The sequence below is a fragment of the Novosphingobium sp. B 225 genome (assembly GCF_002198665.1).
In the GTDB taxonomy this organism is placed as follows: Bacteria; Pseudomonadota; Alphaproteobacteria; order Sphingomonadales; family Sphingomonadaceae; genus Novosphingobium.
Genome location: NZ_MWLM01000034.1, coordinates 20884 through 42988, shown reverse-complemented (window position 1 = coordinate 42988; position 22105 = coordinate 20884). Strand labels below are relative to the sequence as shown.

General features: G+C 64.9%; 21 protein-coding genes. 11 read left to right on the top strand and 10 right to left on the bottom strand.

Annotated elements, in window-relative coordinates:
• Window positions 1-362: 362 nt before the first annotated feature.
• A complete protein-coding gene (locus MNBBLIKP_RS05130; RefSeq protein WP_088308139.1) occupies window positions 363-971 on the bottom strand; it encodes a TetR/AcrR family transcriptional regulator in 609 nt (202 codons plus the stop codon).
• 195 nt (window positions 972-1166) lie between these two features.
• Between MNBBLIKP_RS05130 and MNBBLIKP_RS05125 the strand changes: the two genes are divergently transcribed.
• Complete coding sequence (locus tag MNBBLIKP_RS05125; protein WP_088308137.1) at window positions 1167-3494, top strand: TonB-dependent receptor; 2328 nt, start codon at window positions 1167-1169, stop codon at window positions 3492-3494.
• A gap of 58 nt (window positions 3495-3552) precedes the next feature.
• Here MNBBLIKP_RS05125 and MNBBLIKP_RS05120 read toward each other — a convergent pair whose 3' ends face one another.
• Genes MNBBLIKP_RS05120 through MNBBLIKP_RS05110 form a run of 3 tightly spaced genes read right to left on the bottom strand, consistent with a single transcriptional unit; the run spans window position 3553 to window position 6002 of the window.
• A complete protein-coding gene (locus MNBBLIKP_RS05120; protein WP_088308135.1) occupies window positions 3553-4143 on the bottom strand; it encodes a Smr/MutS family protein in 591 nt (196 codons plus the stop codon).
• A complete protein-coding gene (mltA, locus tag MNBBLIKP_RS05115; protein ID WP_088308133.1) occupies window positions 4143-5309 on the bottom strand; it encodes a murein transglycosylase A in 1167 nt (388 codons plus the stop codon). Before mltA ends, MNBBLIKP_RS05120 begins: the two co-directional genes overlap by 1 nt.
• Before the next feature lie 36 nt (window positions 5310-5345).
• Window positions 5346-6002 (bottom strand): Tim44/TimA family putative adaptor protein, encoded by a 657-nt coding sequence (locus tag MNBBLIKP_RS05110; RefSeq protein ID WP_254912916.1) that lies wholly within the window; start codon window positions 6000-6002, stop codon window positions 5346-5348.
• A 270-nt stretch (window positions 6003-6272) separates the two neighbouring features.
• Here MNBBLIKP_RS05110 and secB point away from each other — a divergent pair, with 270 nt between their 5' ends.
• The 4 genes from secB (at window position 6273) to MNBBLIKP_RS05090 (ending at window position 10317) form a co-directional block, all read left to right on the top strand.
• Window positions 6273-6794, top strand: a complete 522-nt coding sequence (secB, locus tag MNBBLIKP_RS05105) for a protein-export chaperone SecB (protein ID WP_088308131.1) — start codon at window positions 6273-6275, stop codon at window positions 6792-6794.
• A 52-nt stretch (window positions 6795-6846) separates the two neighbouring features.
• Window positions 6847-8466 carry a murein biosynthesis integral membrane protein MurJ gene (murJ, locus tag MNBBLIKP_RS05100; protein ID WP_088308129.1) on the top strand — a complete coding sequence of 540 codons (1620 nt, stop codon included), beginning with the start codon at window positions 6847-6849 and terminating at the stop codon, window positions 8464-8466.
• A 7-nt stretch (window positions 8467-8473) separates the two neighbouring features.
• Window positions 8474-9493, top strand: a complete 1020-nt coding sequence (gene trpS, locus MNBBLIKP_RS05095; RefSeq protein WP_088308127.1) for a tryptophan--tRNA ligase — start codon at window positions 8474-8476, stop codon at window positions 9491-9493.
• A 122-nt stretch (window positions 9494-9615) separates the two neighbouring features.
• Window positions 9616-10317 (top strand): DUF4136 domain-containing protein, encoded by a 702-nt coding sequence (locus MNBBLIKP_RS05090; RefSeq protein ID WP_088308309.1) that lies wholly within the window; start codon window positions 9616-9618, stop codon window positions 10315-10317.
• 273 nt (window positions 10318-10590) lie between these two features.
• Here the strand turns inward: MNBBLIKP_RS05090 and dut are convergent, their stop codons facing one another.
• Together dut and MNBBLIKP_RS05080 are read right to left on the bottom strand one after the other, a co-directional pair.
• Window positions 10591-11058: a dUTP diphosphatase gene (dut, locus tag MNBBLIKP_RS05085; RefSeq protein ID WP_088308125.1), complete on the bottom strand. Its 468-nt coding sequence runs from the start codon at window positions 11056-11058 to the stop codon at window positions 10591-10593.
• On the bottom strand, window positions 11021-12622 hold the full coding sequence (locus MNBBLIKP_RS05080) for a bifunctional phosphopantothenoylcysteine decarboxylase/phosphopantothenate synthase (RefSeq protein ID WP_088308307.1): 1602 nt from the start codon (window positions 12620-12622) through the stop codon (window positions 11021-11023). Before MNBBLIKP_RS05080 ends, dut begins: the two co-directional genes overlap by 38 nt.
• Window positions 12623-12729: 107 nt before the next feature.
• On the opposite strand from MNBBLIKP_RS05080, the gene MNBBLIKP_RS05075 reads away from it, so the two are divergent.
• Entirely contained in the window at window positions 12730-13128 is a 399-nt protein-coding gene (locus MNBBLIKP_RS05075) for a DUF4345 family protein (RefSeq protein WP_088308123.1), read from the top strand.
• Between the two features lie 15 nt (window positions 13129-13143).
• On the opposite strand, the gene MNBBLIKP_RS05070 is transcribed toward MNBBLIKP_RS05075, so the two are convergent.
• Window positions 13144-14259 carry a hypothetical protein gene (locus MNBBLIKP_RS05070; RefSeq protein WP_088308121.1) on the bottom strand — a complete coding sequence of 372 codons (1116 nt, stop codon included), beginning with the start codon at window positions 14257-14259 and terminating at the stop codon, window positions 13144-13146.
• Between the two features lie 130 nt (window positions 14260-14389).
• On the opposite strand from MNBBLIKP_RS05070, the gene ftsH reads away from it, so the two are divergent.
• The gene (gene ftsH, locus MNBBLIKP_RS05065) at window positions 14390-16327 is read left to right on the top strand and encodes an ATP-dependent zinc metalloprotease FtsH (RefSeq protein WP_088308119.1); all 1938 of its coding nucleotides are present in this window, start codon (window positions 14390-14392) and stop codon (window positions 16325-16327) included.
• Window positions 16328-16346: 19 nt separating this feature from the next.
• On the opposite strand, the gene MNBBLIKP_RS05060 is transcribed toward ftsH, so the two are convergent.
• Window positions 16347-17399, bottom strand: a complete 1053-nt coding sequence (locus tag MNBBLIKP_RS05060; RefSeq protein WP_088308117.1) for a DUF3667 domain-containing protein — start codon at window positions 17397-17399, stop codon at window positions 16347-16349.
• 88 nt (window positions 17400-17487) lie between these two features.
• Between MNBBLIKP_RS05060 and MNBBLIKP_RS05055 the strand changes: the two genes are divergently transcribed.
• Complete coding sequence (locus tag MNBBLIKP_RS05055; RefSeq protein WP_088308115.1) at window positions 17488-17859, top strand: hypothetical protein; 372 nt, start codon at window positions 17488-17490, stop codon at window positions 17857-17859.
• Between the two features lie 63 nt (window positions 17860-17922).
• Here MNBBLIKP_RS05055 and rpoZ read toward each other — a convergent pair whose 3' ends face one another.
• Complete coding sequence (rpoZ, locus tag MNBBLIKP_RS05050; RefSeq protein ID WP_088308113.1) at window positions 17923-18267, bottom strand: DNA-directed RNA polymerase subunit omega; 345 nt, start codon at window positions 18265-18267, stop codon at window positions 17923-17925.
• A 113-nt stretch (window positions 18268-18380) separates the two neighbouring features.
• On the bottom strand, window positions 18381-19391 hold the full coding sequence (gene galE, locus MNBBLIKP_RS05045) for a UDP-glucose 4-epimerase GalE (protein ID WP_088308111.1): 1011 nt from the start codon (window positions 19389-19391) through the stop codon (window positions 18381-18383).
• Window positions 19392-19540: 149 nt separating this feature from the next.
• Here galE and MNBBLIKP_RS05040 point away from each other — a divergent pair, with 149 nt between their 5' ends.
• The 3 genes from MNBBLIKP_RS05040 (at window position 19541) to MNBBLIKP_RS05030 (ending at window position 22051) form a co-directional block, all read left to right on the top strand.
• Window positions 19541-20254, top strand: coding sequence for a hypothetical protein (locus tag MNBBLIKP_RS05040; RefSeq protein WP_088308109.1), 714 nt, complete (start codon window positions 19541-19543; stop codon window positions 20252-20254).
• Window positions 20255-20333: 79 nt separating this feature from the next.
• Window positions 20334-20924 carry a DUF4136 domain-containing protein gene (locus MNBBLIKP_RS05035; RefSeq protein WP_088308107.1) on the top strand — a complete coding sequence of 197 codons (591 nt, stop codon included), beginning with the start codon at window positions 20334-20336 and terminating at the stop codon, window positions 20922-20924.
• Entirely contained in the window at window positions 20921-22051 is a 1131-nt protein-coding gene (locus MNBBLIKP_RS05030; RefSeq protein WP_088308105.1) for a M14 family metallopeptidase, read from the top strand. Before MNBBLIKP_RS05035 ends, MNBBLIKP_RS05030 begins: the two co-directional genes overlap by 4 nt.
• Window positions 22052-22105 lie beyond the last annotated feature (54 nt).

The window sequence follows — 22105 nt, the reverse complement described above, 5'->3', positions numbered from 1 at the left end:
CCAAAGCTGTGCCGCGCGCTTTTATGCGCCGCATCTGTGACTTTCCGGATCAGGGCTTGGCGGGCCGGATCGGCTTGGGGAGGCGACTGGGTCATCTGGCAGGTTAAGCCATATTTTGACGATGTAGGAAAGTGGTGTGTGACTGGTTCGGATCGCGTTCGATTCCAGCCATGGGAGAAGGACGCGAGGGCGGAAAACCCCTCCGTCATTTGCTGCGCAAATGCCACCTCCCCATTTGTGGCAGTCGCCAAAAATGGGAAGGATCTGATGCGCCACCTTAAGGTCCTTCCCATTTTCACGAAGTGCAAATGGGGAGGTGGCATTCGCATAGCGAATGACGGAGGGGTAAAGAGCTCGCCCCCCTACCCCAACCCATCCTTCAACAACGCATTGGCAGCCGCCGCCACTTCGGCAAGGTCGGCAATGCCGTCCATCACGCCAAACCGCAGCCCCAGGAACACGTTCATCCCCATGATCGCCCAGGCGTGGACCTCGCTGGGTTCAACCCCCAGCTCGCCCTTCGCGTGCGCCGCTTGCAGGCGCTCCAGAATGCGCGCGGCCGTGTTCAGATAGTGCGCGCGCCAGTCTTCCGGGGCGACGAATTCGGCTTCGTCGATGATCCGGTAGATTTCCTTGTGCTGGCGCGCAAAGTCGAGGAACGCGGCGAGTGCAATGCCTTCGGCGCCGATCGCTCCGCCGCCGTGCCGCGCAAGCACCGGGGCGACATGATCGCGCACCCGGCAAGACATGTCCTGCACCAAGGCCTTGAACAGCGCCTCTTTCGATTCGAAATAGGTGTAGAAACTGCCCAGTGCCACGCCCGCGCGGATCGTGATCGAAACGATCGAGCTTTCGTGAAAGCCCTTTTCGCCAAATTCCGCCGCCGCCGCATCAAGGATCGCGCGCTGGGTGCGGCGGCCGCGTTCGGTGCGGGGTTCGCGCATCACTTTTGGTGCTGCCACAGCATCCATTGTCCGGTCCCCTGAGCCGACCCCCACTGTTGCCGACTTGTCACGTTTTGCCACCAATCACCCTTTCGGCATCCGCATGCAAGCATAGAGAAGTTGAAAGTTGGTTCAACTTTTATATAAGGCCGCGCAGTGCCTGATCGGATTCGCGCGCAATGCGCCCCGGGGCCACCGTGTTTTGATGGGAGAGTTACCCTTATGCGTATCGCAACCTTGCTTGCCCGCACTTCGCTTGCCGCCAGCGCGCTGGCTTCCTGCTATGCCCTGCCCGCTTATGCGCAGGCCGCCGATGCCGTGTCCGAAGATGACGGCGCGATCGTGGTTACCGCGCGGCGGCGCGAGGAAAGCCTGGTCGACGTGCCGATCGCGATCACCGCGCTGTCGGGCGATCAGCTGGCCGCCAAGGGCGCGGGCGACATCACCGCGCTGGCCGAAACCGTCCCCAACGTCACGCTGGAAGCCAGCCGCGCGACCAACAGCACCCTGTCCGCCTTTATCCGCGGCGTCGGCCAGCAGGATCCCGTTTCGGGGTTTGAACAGGGCGTCGGCATCTATCTGGATGACGTGTACCTCAACCGCCCGCAGGCCGCCGTGCTCGACATCTATGACGTGCAGCGGATCGAAGTGCTGCGCGGGCCGCAGGGCACGCTTTATGGCCGCAACACCGTGGGCGGCGCGATCAAGTACGTGACCAAGCGGATCGACGATGTCGCGCATGTCAGCGCGCGCGCCACCTATGGCAGCTATGACCAGGCCGATGGCGTGCTGACCGCCAGCACTCCGGTGGGCGATGGCACGCTGCGGTTCGGCGGCTCGCTCGCCCGCCTGTCGCGCGGCGGGTTCGGCAAGAACCTGACCACGGGGCTGGAAAACTATAACAAGGACGTCTGGGCCGGGCGCGGCACGATCGAAGTGCATGCCGATGATTTCTTCGGCCGCCTGTCCGCCGATTACACCCGCGACAAGTCACTGCCGCGCGGCGGGCACCGCCTGATCCCGGCGCAGTTCACCACTGCCCCGGTGCTGTCCAACGTCTATGACACGCGCGGTGCGGCCAATTTCCCACAGCAGGACGTCAAGGCCTGGGGTGCCAGCCTGTTCCTGGAAGGCAAGCCGAGCGACTGGCTGACGGTCCGCTCGATCTCGTCGTACCGCAAGGACGATTCGGCCACCCCGATCGACTTTGACGCGCTGCCCACGGTCGATCTGGACGTGCCGGGTTACTACAAGAACCGCCAGTTCAGCCAGGAAGTCCAGTTCCTGATCAATGCCGGCAAGCTTAACGGGCTGATCGGGGCCTATTACCTCAACGCGACGGCGCTGACCCAGTTCGAAAGCCGCCTTTACACCACGATCGCCGGATTCGCGGCCTTTACCAATGCCGACATCGGCACCGATACGCTGGCCGGGTTCGCGGACTTTTCCTATGACCTGACCGATCAGCTCAGCCTGTCGCTGGGCGGCCGCTACACCTGGGACAAGCGTGACGGGTACATCCTGCGCCAGAACTATCTGGGCGGCGGTTCACCCGTGTTCGCCAGCCCGGGCGTTGCCTTTGGCGCGGCGCAGACCAATTTCCGCGGGTCGAGCACATTCAAGAAGTTCACCCCCAAGGCCAGCATCAGCTTCAAGCCTTCCCCGGGACAGCAGGTCTATGCCTCGTTCTCGCAAGGGTTCAAGGGCGGCGGGTTCGATCCGCGCGGCGTGGGGATCAATGCAGTCGATCTCAACAACGATGGCACGAAGAGCCAGGACGAGATCGCCAAGTTCCTCAGCTTCCGCCCCGAAAAGGTCAACAGCTACGAACTGGGTTACAAGGCCGATCTGTTTGACCGGCGCGTCTATCTGGCGCTGGCGGGCTTCTACATGGACTATACCGATGTCCAGATCCCCGGCTCGGTCGCCTGCAATGCGGGCGGCGTGGCAACCTTCTGCGGCGTGGTGTCCAATGCCGGCAAGGCGCGGATGAAGGGCTTCGAAGCGGAAATGCGTGCCAAGCTGGTCCAGTCGGATGCGGGCACGCTGACGCTGACCGGTTCGCTGGGTTACATCGACGCCAAGTACACCAAGTACATCGCCAACATCGCTTCGGTCCCGACCGACGTTGCCGCCTTCCGCAAGGTGCAGAACACTCCGGCCTGGTCGGGCGCGGCCAGCCTGGATTACACCATGGACCTGATGGGCGGATCGCTGACCGCCTCGGGCGGCATGTCGTTCAAGAGCAAGACCTATCAGTTCGAAGTGCCCAACCCCTATCTCGATCAGCCGTCCTACCAGCTGTTCGACGCCAGCCTGGTCTACAAGGCCGAAGGCGGGCGCTGGTCGCTGGGCGTGTTCGGCAAGAACCTGGCCAACACGAAGTACAAGACCTCGGGCTACACCTTCATGGCCGCCAATGCGACCACGGGTGCGCTGACCACGCTGCCCAGCGGCGCGCTGGTCCCGGCGCTGGGCAAGGAAGGCGTCCTGACCGCCTTCTACGGCAACCCACGCCAGGTCTATGTGACCGCTTCGGTCAACTTCTGATCCACCCCTCCCGGATCGGATACGGACAGGGTCTCCCGCAAGGGGGGCCCTGTTTGCGTTACCGTCCCCGCCGCAGCACCACGTAGAGCGCCCCCGCCCCGCCGTGCTTGCGGTGCGCCGGGCGGACGGCGGCGATCTTGCTGGCGTGGGGGCCGGCGGCGAGCCAGTCGAGCACTTTGGCGCGGATCGCGCCGCGTTGCCCGCCGCGGTCGGCAGCTTCAACCGGGCGCGGGCGGCCGGTGATCAGCAGCACCACCCGCGCGCCCATGGCCAGCGCCTGCGCCAGCCCGTGGTCGAGCCGGCTATGCGCGGCGTCGAGCCCGTGGCCGTGCAGGTCGAGCGTGAAATCGGGCGTTACCGCTGCCTTGGCCAGCTTCTTCTCCCAGCCGCCGTCAAGCCCGTGGCGATCGAGCGGACGGATGGGAGTGCGGAGCCGATCCTCCCCCTTTCGGGGAGGGGGACCGCCCGCGAAGCGGGTGGTGGAGGGGGCACGCGGCGGCGGCTCCACACCCCCACCGTCAGCCCTGCGGGCTGCCACTTCCCCCATCGGGGCAGGATCTTTGCGTTCCGGATGCAATGCCTTCACCGTTCCCGCCACGCGCGCCCACAGCTGTGCTTCCTGCGGCGAAAGGCGGCGCGGGCGGCGCATTACTGGCGGTTGAGGCGGGCGAGCGTGCCCTTGGGCAGCAACAGCACGGCACTGCCCCGGCCGGTCATCCCGCCGGCCACGCTGCGCGCTTCGTCACCCGCGCCCCAGAAACTGTCGAACCGGTTGGCACCCTTGATCGCGCCGCCGGTATCCTGGGCCACCCACAAGCCGCTTGCTTCCTTGCGGTCCAGGTCAAGCCAGACCGGCGCACCCATGGGCACGAAGCTGGGGTCCACCGCCACGCTGCTCTTGCCGCGCACCGGCACGCCCAGCGCGCCCAGCGGGCCGTCCCCGGTCAGTTCGCGAAAGAACACGAAGCTCTTGTTCTCGCGCATCAGCGCCTTGCCGTCTTCGGGATGCTCGCGCACGTATTGCATGATCCCCTGCATCGATCCGGAATAGAGCCCCGGCCCGGTCCCCAGCAAACCGCGCGCCCGCATCACGCCGCCGATCCCGGTATAGGGGTGGCCGTTCTGCCCGGCATAGCCGATCCGCAGCACTGTTCCGTCCGGCGCGCGCAAACGGCCCGAGCCCTGGATCTGGAGGAAGAACATCTCGACCGGATCGGAGGCCCAGCCAATTTCCAGCCCTTTGCCCGCCAAGGCCCCGTCGTCGATCTCGCCACGGGTGAAATAGGGAACGAATTTGCCATCCGCGTCGTAACGCCCCAGCGGCTGGGTACCATTGGGATTGGCCGGGGCATCGCCCACTTTGGCGCGAACCAGATCGGCGGGGAGGCGATAGACCGGCACATCAAACCCTGGTTGGCGGGTGCGGGTGCCGGGAATCTCGGGCTCATAATATCCGGTAACAAAGGCAGTGCCGGTGCCAACCCGGACGCTTTCGAGGTAGGTCGGGAAAAAGCTGGCTGCGTCCTCGTCCGGCCATTTGGCAGCGGCGGCGCAGGCCGGGGCCCAATCCGCCGCGCGGGTCAGCCCGCTGGCGTCGGTGCGGGTGGTCAGCTTGGGGCAGCTTTCCCGAAACGAGGCGAGCGCGCCGGCCGCGTCGGTCTGGTCCAGCCCCAGTTTGCCGAGTTCCGGCCCGGCGGCTACCCCGGCCAGCAAGGCGGTCGCGGCGCTAGTGGCAGCTACCGGCGCAACCGGAGGCCTTGGCGCGGGGATCAGTTTTACCCCGCAAGCGGATAGTGCGGCGGCAAGCAGCAGCACCGCGCACGAGCGAAGGCACGCACGCGGCGACACGGATCAGGCCTCGTCAGTCTCGTCGACCAGCCAGTCCGGCGCGGTGCTGTTGGTATCGCGGCTGAACGTCCACAAGTCGCGCGCTTCGACCGCGTCGGTCAGCGAACCGGCCACCACCACGCCATCGGCGCTGCGGGTGATCGCGGCAACATCGGCGGTAAAGCGCACTGCGATCCGGGCCAGCGGCGCCTGATAGCTGGCGGCCACCACCGTTGCGTCATCAATCCGCACCAGCCGGTTTTCCAGGCGTTCGCCCCGCACGGTGCGTTCATCGATCGCCTGAACGAAGGCGTCATAGACCTCACGCTCACACAGGTTTTTCAGCGCGTCCTTGTCGCCCGCCCAGAAAGCTTCGAGCACCATGCGGTAGGCGCCCTTGGCCCCTTCAACAAATGCGAGCAGATCAAATTGCCGGTCCGCAGCTGTGATTTCCTTGAGCCCACGCTCAATCGCGGGGGTCACGCCGGGCACCATCTGGCGCGGCGCATTGCCAGCTTCGGGCGCCGGACGCGCGGGTTTGAGCGGCAATGCCTCAGGCTCAATCCGGCCCTGAATCGGCTTTTCCTCATGCTCGGCACGGCGGCCCAGCACGGAATAGAGCCGCAGGCCCAGAAAGGCTGCGATCATGGCCATGATGACGATCTCGACGGTCTTGTCCACGTAATGTCAGTCCCATGCGCCGCGCGACGCGGCACTTGTAAGGCTATTTAGGTAGCAAACACAAATGAACAACGCGTGGACAACGCCGCAGGTGCTTTTTTTGGGACGGGTGTGGTTTTTTGATCCGAACCATTGGGTGTGGTTCGGGCGGCGGAATGGTTCACGCCCTTCCTGCTCACCCCTGCCCCGCCAAACAAAGATTGCCGCCCCGCCCCGGCAATGCTAGGCGCGCCGCCGATCCATTCATTAGCTGTGAAAGCCAGAGCAACCATGTCCGACGAAGGCAGCATCATCACCGACCTGGGCCTTGGAGCGCCCGTTCCCAACGGGGAAGACACCCTGCCTTCGGCCGGGATCATCTCGCAATATGTCAAGGACCTGTCGGTCGAAAACCCGAACGCCCCGCACAGCTTCCAGTGGCAGGACGTTCCCCAGATCGACGTGCAGTTCAACATCGGCGCAACCCCCGTGGGCGAAGACGTGCACGAGATTGAGCTGAAGGTCATGATCAAGTCGCAGGGTGAACAGGGTACCGCGTTCCTGGTCGATCTGTCCTATGCCGGGCTGATCGGGATGCGCAATCTGGACGATGCGCAGCAGCATGCCTTCATCTATGCCGAAGCACCGCGCATCCTGTTCCCCTTTGCCCGCCGCGTGATTGCGGATGCGGTGCGCGATGCGGGCTTCCCGCCGCTGCTGCTGGAACCGATCGATTTCAACGGGCTCTATCTGCAACAGCTGGCCGCACAGCAGGCGGAAATGGCCGCCCAGGCTCCGGCCGGGGAAGCCTGAACCAGGGCCTGAGCCAGCCGGGCCTGGCGCGAAGCACGGGGGGACTGCGCGCATGAGCCTGATCCGGAATGTCGGCACGATCGGCGGGCTGACCGCGATCAGCCGCGTGTTCGGCTTTGCCCGCGACATGCTGCTGGCGCGGATGCTGGGCGCTGGTCTTGCGGCCGACGCATTCCAGCTGGCCTTTACCCTGCCCAATACTTTCCGCCGCCTGTTTGCCGAAGGCGCGTTCAGCGTCGCTTTCGTGCCGATGTACAGCCGCGAACTGCACCGCCCCGCTGCAGAAGGCGGCGGCGAGGAAGCGGCGGACAAATTTGCGGGCGATGTCCTGTCGGTGTTCGTCTGGGTGCTGCTGGCGTTCAGCGGCCTCGCCATGCTGGGCATGTCCGGGATCGTCTGGGCGTTGGCGAGCGAATATGCCAAGGTTCCGGGCAAGTTCGAACTGGCGGTGCTGCTCAGCCGGGTGACCTTTCCCTATCTGACCTTCATCAGCCTGATGGCGATGCTGGCAGGTGTGCTCAATGCGCGCTCGCGGTTCGGCCCGGCAGCACTCGCGCCGATCCTGCTCAACATTTTTCTGATCACCGGGCTTTTGATCGGCAATCATTTGCGCGGGCCCCACGGCGATGACCGGATCGTGGCCATGGCGCTGGCCGTCGCGGTGGCGTTGTCCGGGATCGGCCAGTTCCTGTACCTGTGGTGGGAAACCCGCCGCGCTGGCGTGAAGCTGAAAGTCACCGCGCCGCGCTTTACTCCCGAGGTCAAGCGGCTGGGCGCGCTGATCCTGCCCGCGACGTTCGGGGCGGGAATCTACCAGATCAGCCAGTTCGTCGACACGTTCTTTGCCACTGCGCTGCCGCAGGGCTCGCTGACTTTGCTCAAGCTGGCGGACCGGCTCAACCAGATGCCGCTGGGGATTGTCGGGATCGCGCTGGGCACGGCGATCCTGCCGATGCTGTCACGCCACATCCACACTGGCGATGGGGCCGAGGCCCAGCGGCTGCAGGCCAGTGCCTTTGAAATCGGCACCTTGCTGACCCTGCCCGCCGCCGCCGCGCTGGCGGTCTGCGCGCCTGCGTTCTGCACCGCGTTTTTCGTTGGCGGGAAATTTACTCCGGCAGACGGAGCGATCATGGCCCAGATCGTGGTCGCGCTGGTGGCAGGCCTGCCGGCCTATGTGATCGTCAAGATCCTCAACCCCGGGTTCTTCGCGCGTGAGGATACCCGCACCCCGGTGTGGACTGCGCTGATCTCGCTGGTGTTCAACATTGTGCTCAACGTCTGGGTAGTGCGGCAGTGGGGTATCGTCGGGCTGGCGGCGGCAACCGCTTGTTCGGCCAGCCTCAACTGCCTGCTGCTCTATGTGATCCTGCATCGGCGCGGCTGGTTCCATTTCACGACACGGCTGGCCAGCCGGATCGCGCGCCAACTGGTCGCAACCGCTGCCATGGCTGCGCTGCTCTATTGGCTGACGCCGCAGCTGGCCGCGCACTATACCGGATCGTGGTTTGCCCGCGCCTGGTCGCTGGCACTGCTGGTGGCGGCGGGCGGCACTGTTTTTTTCGCGGTTGCCTTTGCAGTCGGCGCGATTGACAAGTCGGTACTGGCGCAGCTGCGCCGCCGCCGCCCGGCCCGGACCAAGGCCGACGATGAAATCCTCGAAGTAGAGTAAGATCCCCATGCGTATCGTTTCCGGCATTCAGCCCACCGGCAATCTCCACCTTGGCAACTACCTGGGGGCGATCCGCAATTGGGTGAAGATGCAGGACGATGTCGCCGCCGGCGGTGGGCAAAGCCTGTATTTCCTGGCCGATCTGCACGCGATTTCGATGCCGCATGTTCCGGCGGAACTGGCCGACAACACTTTTGAGATGACCGCCGCACTGCTCGCCTGCGGGATCGATCCGCAGCGTTCGGTGCTGTTCAACCAGACCCAGGTTCCCGCCCATGCCGAGCTGCAATGGCTGCTGAGCGGCACCGCGCGGATGGGCTGGCTGAACCGCATGACCCAGTGGAAGGACAAGGCCGGCAAGAACCGCGAGGGCCAGTCGGTCGCGCTGTTCACGTACCCCGTGCTGCAGGCCGCCGATGTGTTGCTGTATCAGGCCACCCACGTGCCGGTGGGCGAGGACCAGAAACAGCATCTGGAACTGGCACGCGACATCGCGCAAAAGTTCAACAACGATTTTGCAAGTGAGGACGCGCCGGTCTTCACGCTGCCCGAACCGATCATCCCGCCCGAAGCCGCCCGGATCATGAGCCTGCGCGACGGCAGCGCCAAGATGAGCAAAAGCGATCCCAGCGACATGAGCCGGATCAACCTGACCGACGATGCCGATACGATCATGGCCAAAGTGAAAAAGGCCAAGACCGACCCCGAAGTGCTGCCCAGCGAAAAGGCGGGCCTTGATGGCCGCCCCGAAGCTGCCAACCTCGTCGGCATCTACGCGGCGATGGCGGGCACCAGCGTAGCGGCGGTGCTGGGCGAGTTTCAGGGCAAGGGCTTTGGCGCGTTCAAGCCCGCGCTGGGCGAGCTGCTGGTCGAAAGTCTGGCTCCGATCAACGCCCGCTTCATCCAGTTGCGCCAGGACCGCGCTGCGCTCAAGGCGGTGCTGGCTGATGGAGCCGCGCGCGCCCGCGAACTGGGTGCGCCGACGCTGGCCGCAACCTATGCCGCGCTGGGGCTGGTGCGGGGCTGACCCCTTGTGGGACAGCCATGCCATTCAACCCGCATTCAGCCGCTGTGGCAGACATTGCCAGCAATGCTAAGCTTGTGACCGTCTGCTCGATTCGGGCGGCGGATAATGGGGATACTGGGTCGATGTCGTTCAACCGCTCTTTGCTGGGCAAGTTCCGCGCCGCGCTGGTTCCGATCGCGCTGCTGGGTCTGGCGGCTTGCGCCACGCCGTTCAATGCCAATGTCTCGCGCTTTGCCAGCCAGCTGCCCGCGCCGCAGGGACAGACCTTTGCCGTAGTGGCCGATGATCCGGCGCTCGCGGGTGGTCTCGAATTCTCGCAATATGCGCGGCTGGTCGAAGCGCAGATGGCCAAGCTGGGCTATGCACCGGCCAGCCCGGAACAGGCCAACCTGCTTGTGCGGTTCGATTACGGGGTCGATTCTGGCCGTGAAAAGGTTCGCTCGACCGCCATGGCCGATCCCTATTGGGGGTCGTGGTACGGCTATCCGCGCTTTGCCGGATACGGCTTTGGCTATGGCGGCTATGGCCGCCGCGGCTTTTACTCGCCCTATCGCGGGAACATGTGGGGATATGGCTGGTACGATCCGTGGTTCGATCAGGGCTATGAAAGCTACACCGTCTTCACCAGCGGCATCAAATTGAAGATTGACCGCAAGGCCGATGGCCAGCGTCTGTTCGAAGGCAAGGCCGAGGCCGCGTCCACTTCCAACCGTCTGCCCTACCTGGTGCCCAACCTGGTTGAGGCGATGTTCACCGATTTCCCGGGTAATTCCGGGGAAACCGTGCGCATCTCGGTCGCGCCGGAAAAGAACCGCCGCAACTGAGATGACACCACCGAGAGAGAGGGCGGGTCCGGAAACGGGCTCGCCCTTTTTGTGCGCGGCGACGGGGTGTGGTGCAGAGGGGTTTCAGGGGTTCACGCAGAGACGCGGAGAAGAAAAAGAGACGCAGAGGAGGAGTGCTTGCGGCGAAGCCGCCCTTAACTTCAACGGTTCGGCTACCGCGATAATAAAGGAACTGATTGAGCCTTCGGCTCGGCACAAAATCTCTGCGGCTCCCCCTTCTTCTCTGCGGCTCTGCGCGAACCCTCTTTCTTCCTACAGCGCCACCACCCCGCCGGTGCTGCCAAACCCACCCTCACCGCGCGCGGTTTCGTCGAGTTCGCTGACTTCCACCCATGCGCCCTGCACCACCGGGGCCAGCACCAGCTGCGCCACGCGGTCACCCCGGCGGATTGCGAACGGGTCGGCGCCGTGGTTGATCAGGATTACTTTCAGTTCGCCGCGATAGTCACTGTCGATCGTGCCGGGGGTGTTGGGCACCGAAATGCCGTGCTTGAGCGCGAGGCCCGAACGCGGGCGGACCTGGATCTCATACCCGTGCGGGATGGCCATCGACAGGCCCGTGGCGACTGCATGGCGCGCGCCGGGGGCAAGCGTTACATCTTCGGCGGAAACCACATCCATGCCCGCTGCGCCGCTGGTGGCATAGGCGGGCAGGGCCAGCCCCTCGCCATGCGGCAGGCGCTTAAGCGGAATCGGGACCGGCGGCGGGGGTGAATGCATCGGCAATCCTTTCCATCAATGCCATGGCGACTTGCTCCTTTGGCATTTCCGGCAGATGTTCGACACCCTGCCCGGTGATGATATGCACCTTGTTGGCAGCGCCGCCCATCACATCGCCCGACACGTCATTGGCGACGATCCAGTCCGCGCCCTTGCGCTTGCGCTTTTCGGTGGCGTGCTGGACCACTTTTTCGGTTTCCGCAGCAAAGCCGACCACCAGTTTCGGGCGGCGTTCATGGACCGAGACCATGGCGAGAATATCGGGATTTTCAGTCAGCCGCAGGGCCGGCGGGGCCGATCCGCGCTTTTTCATCTTTTCGCCAGACACTTCCAGTGATCGCCAATCGGCCACGGCGGCGACCATGATCGCGACATCGACCGGCAACTGGCGCTTGACCGCTTCGGCCATTTCGCGCGCGGTTTCGACATCGAACCGGGTTACGCCGCGCGGTGTCGGCAGATGGACCGGGCCGCTGACCAGCACCACTTCGGCCCCGAGCTGCGCGGCGGCGGCGGCGATGGCATAGCCCTGCTTGCCCGAGCTGCGGTTGGCGATGTAGCGCACCGGATCGATCGGTTCGTGCGTCGGCCCCGCGGTGATCAGCACGCGCCGACCCTTCAACGGGCCATCGGCCGGCAAGTCCGGCTCATCGGCGGCGAAATCGGGCTGGCCGAACAGCGGGTCTGCCGCCAGCGCCTCGGTCAGCGGCTCGGGCGGAGACTGGTCCATCACCAGATGATTGATCGCCTCGGCATCGGTCGGCGGCGCGGCCTTGGCCTTGCCCTTTTTCGACAGGATCGGCGTATCGAGGTTGAGCGGAATGTCCGGCACCGGATCGGGCAGTTGGGGCAGTTCCTCGTCGCCGAAATCGGCCGGCAGATCGATCGGATCGCGGGGCGGGGCGGAACGCTGGATCAGGCCGGCGGAAAGCCCGCCGATATCGGCGGCGCCGGGGACCAATTCATCCTCTGCCTGGTTCAGCAGGATTCCGGGGGCGGGGAGCAGGGCAAATTCGTCATGATCCAGCGCCAGCGCCTGGCAGATCGCCTGCCACACAGCGGAGGGTTCGGGCAAACGGCCCGGGCCATATTCGCCGCAGGCCATCATGCCTTCTTCGGGATCGAGCACCATGACCCCGGCTTCGCGCAGGTCTGCCACATTGCGCCGGGTCGCGGCATGCTGCCACATCCGCACATTCATGGCAGGCACGGCCATGACCGGCTTGTCCGTGGCAAGCAGCAGCGTGGTCGCCAGATCATCGGCAATGCCGCCTGCCATCTTGGCCAGCAGATCGGCGGTGGCGGGGCAGACCACGACCAGATCCGCCTCACGGCTGAGCTGGATATGCCCCATTTCCACTTCGTTGCGCAGATCCCACAGCGTGGTGTGGACCGGGCGTTCGGACAGCGCCGCCAATGTCATCGCGGTGATGAATTTCGCGCCGCCATCGGTCAGCACGCAAGTCACCTCGCCGCCTGCCTTGCGGATCAGGCGGACAAGCTCGCACGACTTGTAGGCGGCAATGCCGCCGCCGACGATCAGCAGAATGCGCGGTCCGTTCATGGTGACCAGCTTGTGCAACGCCCCATCCTTCCGTGCAACAGGCTTTGCTTTCGGATTGCCATGGGGCACAGTGGCTAACACCGAGTAAACGGGGGGAGTTACCGACCATGCGCTGGATCATTACTGCACTGATATTCCTGTTCGGCCTGTTCGATCTGTTCATGGGCCTGAATTTCCTGTTCAACCCCGTCGCCACCGCCGCCGGGTTCGGCCTTGCCCCGACCGGCACTCAGGGCCTTTCCAGCCTGCGGGCGGATTTCATGTCGTTCTTTGGCGTGGTTGCGCTGTGCATGATGCTGGGGGCCTGGCGCCGCAATGGCGATCTGTTGCTGGTCCCCGCCGCGCTGATGGGCACCGCGGTGCTGGTGCGCTGTTTCAGCCTGTTCGTCGATGGCAGCTATCCCGGCTGGCAAGTGCCGATGCTGGTGGAAGTGTTGCACGTTGCCCTGCTGGTCGCGGCATGGAAGGTTTTGCCGCACCACAAGATCGAAGAGCTGACGTCCTAGGGTCAGGACCTAGGGTCAGGACCTGTTAAACCCCGCGTGCCACAGTGAACCCAAGGCGCGCGGGGTAAAGATCAGGCCTGCGAACAGCGCCGGGGCAATCATCGCGCCCCAGTAAAAGTTGTCGGGCCGCCCCACGATCATGAACACCAGGCCATAGCCCAGGAACAGCAAGGTCGCGAAAGCGCCCAGTTCGCGCTTCCACCCGGCCCAGCCCAGGATTGCCAGCATCACCAGCGGCCCCGCCAGCCAGTGCGGCAGGAACCGCATGTTGCTGGACAGCACCACGTTGGACAGCCAGCCCGAAAGCCCGCGCAGCACCAGCCAGGGCGGGCCCAGCCCATCGCTGGGCAGCACCTGCTGCGCCACCATGTGCAGGTGCCAGGCCAGCGCGCCGCCAAACGCCGCCACCAGCGCGGCCCAGGCCAGGGCTTCCTTGCGGTCTCCGCGCCACAACGCAAAGGCCCCCATCAGCAGCACATAGGGCAGCGCATGTTCGCGAATGGCCAGCGCCAGCCCGGCAGCGATGAAAGCGCCCAGCCAGCGCTGCCCCGGCCGGTGCAGTGCCAGTGACAAAGCCAGCAATTGCCCGGCCCACAGCTCATGCAAGGCGAAGTAATAGCGGTTGAGCCCCAGGGCCGCGCCAAAGAAGATCAGCGTGGTGCCCAGCCGCCGCAGCCGCGGGCTGCATCCTTCATCGCCCAGCCTCCGCCACCACGCCCACAGGACCGCCAGCATCAGCCCGACGGCCGCCGCCATCTGGCCCACTTCGCCCAGGATCATCTGCAGATAGGCCAGCGTCGGCAATCGCACGGCAAAGCCGGGACGCAGGGGAAACAGGAAATGCCGGTGGCCTTCGGCGGCGGCCTTGTAATAGTTTTCGCCCTGCCCGATTCGTTCGACCACGAAATCATACAGCTGCAGATCATAGTCGCGCGGGCGTTCCGCCCCTTCCACTTTGGCTCCGGTGATCTGTTCGACCAGCCCGGCCTTGGCATAGTTCTGCACCGCCGCCTCGATCGGGACGAGCGCAGCGGCCAGCAGCAGCGCTGCCAGCGCCGCCAGCAACAGCCGCGCGGGCCATTTGCCCCAGCTGGCAAAGCGGTCGTCGGTCTGGATCGTCGTGCCGGTCATGCGTCCCCCATGTGCCCTGCGGCTTGTGCCTTCACCCGCCCTTCGGCGCAAGTCGCGGCACCGACACGCCTGTTAGCTTGCGATTCAGCCCTGCCGTCCTACATAGGCTGGACGTGAAAGGACCTGCCGAATGAACGAGGAACAGCCGAACCCCAATCCGTGGCTGCGCAATGCGATGATCTGGATCGGCGGGCTGATGGCTTTGCTGCTGGTCGTATCCGTGATGAATTCGCGCAATGACCCGGCAGGAACGCAGATTTCCTATTCCGATTTCCGCACCCGCGTGGAAGCCGGGCAGGTCGCCTCGGTGCAGGTCAGCGAGACCCGGATCACCGGCAAGTACAAGGACGGCAACGGCTTTACCACGGTGCCGATCCCCAATGACCCGACCCTGGCAGAAACCCTGCAGAAAAGCGGCGTCCAGTATCAGGGCAAGGCCCCTGAAGAGAGCAGCCTGCTGGTCTATGTGCTGGTCAATTCGCTGCCGTTCATCCTGATCCTCGCGGTCGCCTTCTTCGCCTTGCGGCAGATGCAGAAGGGCGGCGGCAGCGGCGCGATGGGCTTTGGCAAAAGCAAGGCCAAGATGCTGACCGAGCGCCAGGGCCGGGTGACTTTTTCCGACGTGGCCGGGATCGATGAAGCGCGTGAGGAGCTGGAGGAAATCGTCGATTTCCTGAAGGACCCGACCCGCTTTTCCAAGCTGGGCGGCCAGATCCCCAAAGGCGCGCTGCTGGTCGGTTCGCCCGGTACCGGCAAGACCCTGCTGGCCCGCGCGATCGCGGGTGAAGCGGGCGTGCCGTTCTTCACCATTTCGGGTTCGGACTTTGTCGAAATGTTCGTTGGCGTGGGTGCCAGCCGGGTGCGCGACATGTTCGAACAGGCCAAGAAAAACGCGCCGTGCATCGTGTTCATCGATGAAATCGACGCGGTTGGCCGCCATCGCGGCCACGGGCTTGGCAACAGCAATGACGAGCGCGAACAGACGCTCAACCAGCTGCTGGTCGAAATGGACGGGTTTGAAGCCAACGAAGGCATCATCATCATCGCCGCGACCAACCGCCCCGACGTGCTGGACCCCGCGCTGCTGCGCCCGGGCCGGTTCGACCGCCAGGTGGTGGTGCCGATCCCCGATATCGAAGGGCGCGAAAAGATCCTGTCGGTCCACATGAAGAAGGTCCCGCTGGCCCCGGATGTCGATGCCCGCACGATCGCGCGCGGGACGCCGGGCTTTTCGGGCGCGGACCTGGCCAATCTGGTCAACGAAGCCGCGCTGCTGGCCGCGCGCCGCAACAAGCGGCTGGTGGCAATGCAGGAATTCGAAGACGCCAAGGACAAGGTCATGATGGGGGCCGAGCGCCGCTCGATGGTGATGACCGACGACGAGAAGAAGATGACCGCCTATCACGAGGCGGGACATGCCCTGGTCTCGGTCAACGAACCGGCCAGCGATCCGATCCACAAGGCCACGATCATCCCGCGCGGCGGCGCGCTGGGCATGGTGGTGCGCTTGCCCGAACGGGACCGCTATTCCTATCACCGCGATCAGATGCACGCGCAGCTGGCCGTGGCAATGGGCGGACGCGTGGCCGAGGAACTGATCTTCGGGCGCGGCAAGGTCTCTTCGGGCGCGAGCAGCGACATCCAGCAGGCGACTTCGCTGGCCCGCAACATGGTGACCCGCTGGGGCATGTCGGACAAGCTGGGCCCGCTGCAGTACGAACAGACCCAGGAAGGCTATCTGGGCTATGGCGGTTCGGCGCGGACCATGGGTTCAGACGAAACCAACAAGCTGATCGACAGCGAGATCAAGGCCCTGGTCGATGGCGGGCACAAGCGCGCCACCATGCTGCTGAAGAAGCATCTCAAGCAGCTGCACCTGCTGGCCGAAGCCTTGCTGGAATACGAAACGCTGACCGGAGACGAGATCACCGAACTGCTCGCCAAGGGCAAGCTCGACCGGCCCGAACACCCAGGCGGCATGCCGCCCCCACCCCCGGTGCGCGGCTCGGCCGTGCCCAAGGCAGGCCGCCGGTTCAGCGAGAACAGCCCGAGCCCGGCGGGAGCGTAAGTTCAGCCGGAGCGGGGGCTTACGCCCCCGTTTCGACCAGGATCAGTATCGTGAACAGGATCAGCGCGGTCAGCGCGATGGCGAGCAGTGCGCCGGTCCGCCACAGGGCTTCGAACCGGGTCAGCGCGTAAGTGCCGCGCAGCTGCTTGTACATGTGCAGCGGCGCCAGCAGGATCAGAAAGCCGACATAGTCTGCCCCCAGCGCATTGCCCGTCATCACCACCACCGCCAGCAGGGTCATGAAGCTTAGCGAGTAGGTGACGAATACCGTGTGGTCATAAAGGTGGAAGCGCCGCCGGAACAGGAACAGCAGCCACACGAACGGGACCGAAATCGGGATCAGCGCCCAGCTGAACTTGTAGGCGTTGTTCTGCAGCTTGTAGATCACCAGCGCGGGGTTCTGCTTGAATTCGTCAAGCGCGACCTGGATTGCCGGGAGACTGCTGGTAAATTTGGCGTCCTTGGCCTTGGCAAGATCGCCTTGGCTGAACTCGCCGCGTACATCCTTGATCGCTTCGACCGCCGCTTCGCGTCCATCGATCTGGCCATCAACCTCATCAGTCGGCTGGCCTTCCTTGATCAGTGCCGCACGCTTTGCCTTGAGCTCCACCAGTGCCTGTTCGTTGGCGGCGAGCCCTTTGATGGCCACGCCGTTGACGTTGACATTGGCATGCTCACCGTAAACCCCGGCCACCTGCTTCACCACCGCGAACATCAGGAATACGCCGAACAGGAACAGCGCGATCGGGCTGACATAGCTGGCGCGGCGGCCATCGACATATTCGCGGGTCAGCTGCCCCGGCTTGAACGTCAGCTTGGGCAGGGTCCGCCAGATCTTGCCTTCGAAATGGAACACACCGTGCAGCAGATCGTGAAAGAACGCCCCCAGCGTCTTGTGGACATGCGCCGCCTGCCCGCACGCGTGGCAGTGGCTGCCGATCAGGGCGGTGCCGCAGTTGAGGCAGGCCTGTTCGTGGCTATGCCCGTCCTCGCCCTCGCCGTGCGCCGGTTCAACCGCCCGTGCAGTCAGCGCGCTTTGCGCCAGATCGCCAATCACTTCGCCGCCGCTCATGCCGAAACCCCGTTCTGGATAAGGCGTTCATGGTCTTGTCAGCTTGCCTGGGTCAAGCCATCCTGCACCAAAGCGCGGGAGAAATTGAATGAAGCGTGTCGCACTACCCCTGATCATTGGCCTGATGGCCGCCAGTCCGGCCTGGGCCGCCGGAGACATGAGCGTCGCCGCCTTTCTGGCCAAGGCCGATGCGCTGAAAGCCAAAGGGGCGATGGCGCTGTTTTCGCCCGATATCAAGGTGTTGCAGCAGGAAGGCCAGGCCGCCGGCATGGCCTATAAGGCGCAGCTTGAGGCCGAACGCGCCGCAGGCCGCCCCAGCAGCTGCCCGCCCAAGGGAGTCAAGGTCAGCTCTGACCAGGTGCTCAACCACTTGCGCACCTACCCCACCGATGTCCGCCCGCGCGTGCCGATGCGCGCCGCGATCGGCGATCTGTTCAAGAAAACCTGGCCTTGCAGATAACAGATAAGAAAAGCCCGCCTCCCCTGCGGGAAGCGGGCTTTTCTTCAGCACGGCGACGAAAGCTCAGCCTTCGTAGTCGCCGCCGATCGAGGTGTTGCGCACCGGGGCCGCGGCAGTGATCCGCAGCGCTTCGGCCGACTGGCTGAGCGAGCCGACATCATCCACTTCATCGTCATCTTCGGGCAGCACACGCTGCAGGCCGGTGACCACCGATTCCTTGAGGCTGTCCGGACGCACGGTCTGTTCGGCGATTTCACGCAGGGCGACCACGGGGTTCTTGTCGCGATCGCGGTCGATCGTCAGTTCGGCACCACCCGAAATCTCCCGCGCGCGCTGGGCGGCAAGCAGGACGAGATCGAAGCGGTTGGGGATCTTGTCGACACAATCTTCAACGGTAACGCGCGCCATTCGGGCACTCCAGTTCAGGAAAAATCGGTGGAATGGCGCCAGCTACACGCCGGGTGATTCGCAAGTCAAGAAAAAACCGCATAAATGATTGTATTATAACGATTATTTCCCAATCATCCCGATTCGCCGCGAATCTCGCCCAGCTTGCGTTCCCATTGCAGCGCGTGGGTGACGATCAGATCGAGATCGGCATAGCGCGGCACCCACGGCAAGGTTGCCCGGATCAGCGCATTGTCGGAAATCAGCGAGGCCGGATCGCCCGGTCGGCGCGGGCCGAATTCACGCTTGATGGCAAGGTTGGTCGCCCGGTCCACCGCGTCCAGCACTTCGAGCACGGAATAGCCCCGGCCATAGCCGCAATTCATCGTCAGCGACCGCGCCGGATCGGCGATCAGCGCTTCCAGCGCCATGACATGCGCGGCGGCCAAATCGCTGACGTGGATATAGTCGCGCACCCCGGTGCCATCCGGCGTGTCGAAATCGGTGCCAAATACCGCCACCTGTTCGCGCCGCCCCAGCGCGGCTTCGACCGCAACCTTGATCAGGTGAGTCGCCCCGGCAGTCGATTGCCCGGTGCGCCCGCGCGGATCGGCGCCCGCGACGTTGAAATAGCGCAAGGCGCAGAAGTTCAGCGGATGCGCGGCGGCCGTATCGCGCAGCATGTACTCGCTCATCAGCTTGGACATGCCATAGGGGTTGATCGGCACTTGCGGCGTATCTTCGCGCACCGTCTCCACCGCCGGGGTGCCATAGGTCGCCGCGGTCGAGCTGAAGATGAAGTGCGGCACCCCCGCCGCCACGGCGCTGGCGATCAGGCTACGGGTCTTGGCGGTGTTGTTGTGATAGTATTTGAGCGGATCGGACACCGATTCCGGCACCACCACCGATCCGGCGAAATGCATCACCGCGCCGATGCCCTGCTCTGCAAATATCCGCGCGAGCAGCGCACCATCCTCGATATCGCCCTGATAGAACGGCACATCATCCGGCACGGCCCAGCGAAACCCGGTAACCAGATTGTCGATTACCGCCACCGGCCAACCGGCATCCTTGAGGGCGAGCACGGCATGGCTGCCGATATAACCGGCACCGCCGGTAACGAGCACAGGGACTTTGTCTGTCATGGTGCCAGGCGCGCTAGCACGGCTGCGCGGCAAAGTGGTTAACGCGGCCCGGCTATGCGCGACAAAATTCGCCTGTTCATCATGGGGCAAGGCCGCGCGGCGGATGGCGGGCGCGGGGGCTGCAACGCCAGTTCATCAAGAGGCCTGCCATGATCACAATCCGTCCTTCGCTGTTCCCGCTTGCCGCTGTGCTGAGCCTGACCGGAACCGCGCTGATTGCCCAGCCGGGCGGACCCGGTTGGGGCGGTCCGGGCTGGGATGGTCCCGGCTGGGACGGCCCCGGATGGTCAGAGCGACCGGGCGCGCGCCGCGCCGCCTCGCCCGAAGGCAAGGTCCAGGTTTCGACTTTCGTGGCCGAAGGGACGGAAGCCGCCGTGCTAGGCCAGGGCAAGATCACGGTGACCGAGGCACCCGCCGGGGGCGGGGTGACCAATCCGCGCGAACTGGCGACCTATGAAGCCGCCGTGATCGATGCGCTGGCAGGTTCCGGGTATGACACCGCAACCCCCGATCCGGCCGGCGGCCAGGTGGCCGAAGTGCGCGTGCTGCGGACCCAGGCCGTGCCCGAAGAAGCCCCGCACAAGCCGGTCAGCGGCGAAATGATGATGGGCGTGTCCAACCATGGATCGATGATGGGCATGGCACTGAATGTCGATCTGTCCAAACCCCGCAAGGCCTTGATCGCAACCCGGCTGGAAGCACGGATCAAGGATCGCACCAGCGGCGCGGTGCTGTGGGAAGGCCATGCCCGGATCCTGACCCGCGAAAGCGACGAGCGCTGGGGCGACGGCCAGATCGCCGCAAAACTGGCCGCAGCGCTGTTTGAACGCTTCCCCGCCACGCAGCAGATTGCGCGGCGCTGAAACCTTGCATCGCACTGCATCTGGCAGCACAGTGGCCCAGGGTCCTGACCCTATCACTCGCCATGAAAGGTCGCCCGCGATGAAGTGCCTGACATCCGCCATGCTGTCCGTGGGACTGTTGCTGACCGGCTGCGTCGCGCCGATTGGCCCGGTCGAGGTGACCCGTTTCCACGCCCCCGAAGTGGCGGCGCAGGCCAAAGGCCCGATTGCGGTTGAACCGGCCACCGGGATGGACGGCAATTCGCTCGAATGGCGCGCCTATCAGGCGGCGGTCGAGCGTCAGTTGGCCGCCCTGGGCTATGCCGAGGGCGCGGCGGGGAGCAGCGCGCAAGTGGCCGAACTGCGGCTTTCACGCAGCACGATCGATCCGGTGCGCAGTTCCGGCCCGGTCTCGGTCGGGATCGGCGGTTCGACCGGCAGCTATGGCTCTGGCCTGGGCCTGGGGATCGGCATCAACCTTTCCCCCAAGCCCGCGCAGCAGGTTCAGACCTTGCTGGCGGTGACGATCCGGGACCGCGCCACCAAGGCCGCCCTGTGGGAAGGCCGCGCGGCGTTCTCGGTGCGCGCCACCAGCCCGATGGCGGATACGGCGCTCGCCGCGCCAAAGATGGCCGAAGCGCTGTTCAAGGACTTCCCCGGACAGTCGGGTGAGACTATCCTGGTCAAATGACCCACATCCAGATCGATACCGCATTTGATTCCGGCAACATCGAAGTCCTTGAAATCGATGGCACCACGGCCAGACTGGCGATCCGCAAGGACCACCAGAGCGACTTCTTCCAGTGGTTCCACTTTCGCGTTTCAGGCGCGGCCGGGCGGGAACTGACGCTGAAGATTACCGGGCTTGAGGCGAGCGCCTATCCTGGCGGCTGGCCGAATTACCGCGCGGCGGTGAGCGAGGACCGCGAGTTCTGGGGCCGCGCCGACAGTTCCTATGACCCGCTGGAGCACAGCGGCACTCTGACGATCCGCTATACCCCGGTCGCGGGCCTGTGCTGGTTCGCCTATTTCGCGCCTTACAGCTGGGAACGCCATCAGGATCTGATCGCGCAAACCGCGCTGGCCGAAGGGGTGGAGCACCGCGTGCTGGGCCATAGCCTCGACGGGCGGACGATCGACTGCTTGGAATTCGGCGAGGGCGAGAGGCAGGTCTGGCTGTTCGCGCGCCAGCATCCGGGCGAATCGATGGCCGAATGGTGGATGGAAGGCGCGCTGGACTGCCTGACCGATCCCGCCGACCCGGTGGGCCGCAAGCTGCGCCAGCTGTGCCGGTTCCACGTGGTCCCCAACGCCAACCCCGACGGATCGGTGCGCGGCCATTTGCGCACCAATGCTGCGGGGGTCAACCTCAACCGCGAATGGGCCGATCCCAGCGCAGAACGCAGCCCCGAAGTGCTGTGCATCCGGGATGCGATGGACCAGAGCGGGGTCCACTTTGCGATGGACGTCCACGGCGACGAGGCGATCCCGGCGGTGTTCCTGGCCGGTTTTCAGGGCATTCCTTCGTGGAGCGAGGGCCTGCAGGCCGGCTATGACCGCTTCGCCGCCATCCTCGAACGCCGCACGCCCGATTTCCAGACCCGGCTGGGCTATCCGGTGGCGGGCAAGGGCCGCGCCAACCTGACCATGTCGACCAACCAGCTCGCCGAACGCTTCGGCGCGACGGCGATGACGCTGGAAATGCCGTTCAAGGACAACGACGACCTGCCCTGCCCCGCGCAAGGGTGGAGCGCGGAGCGCAGCGCGATCCTGGGGCGGGATTGCATGGGGGCGTTGCTGGAGTGGTTGCAGGGTTAGGCGGGCTAGGGGGCGGTCAGAAGCAGGCCAGTTTCGATGCAGGATTTGGCTACA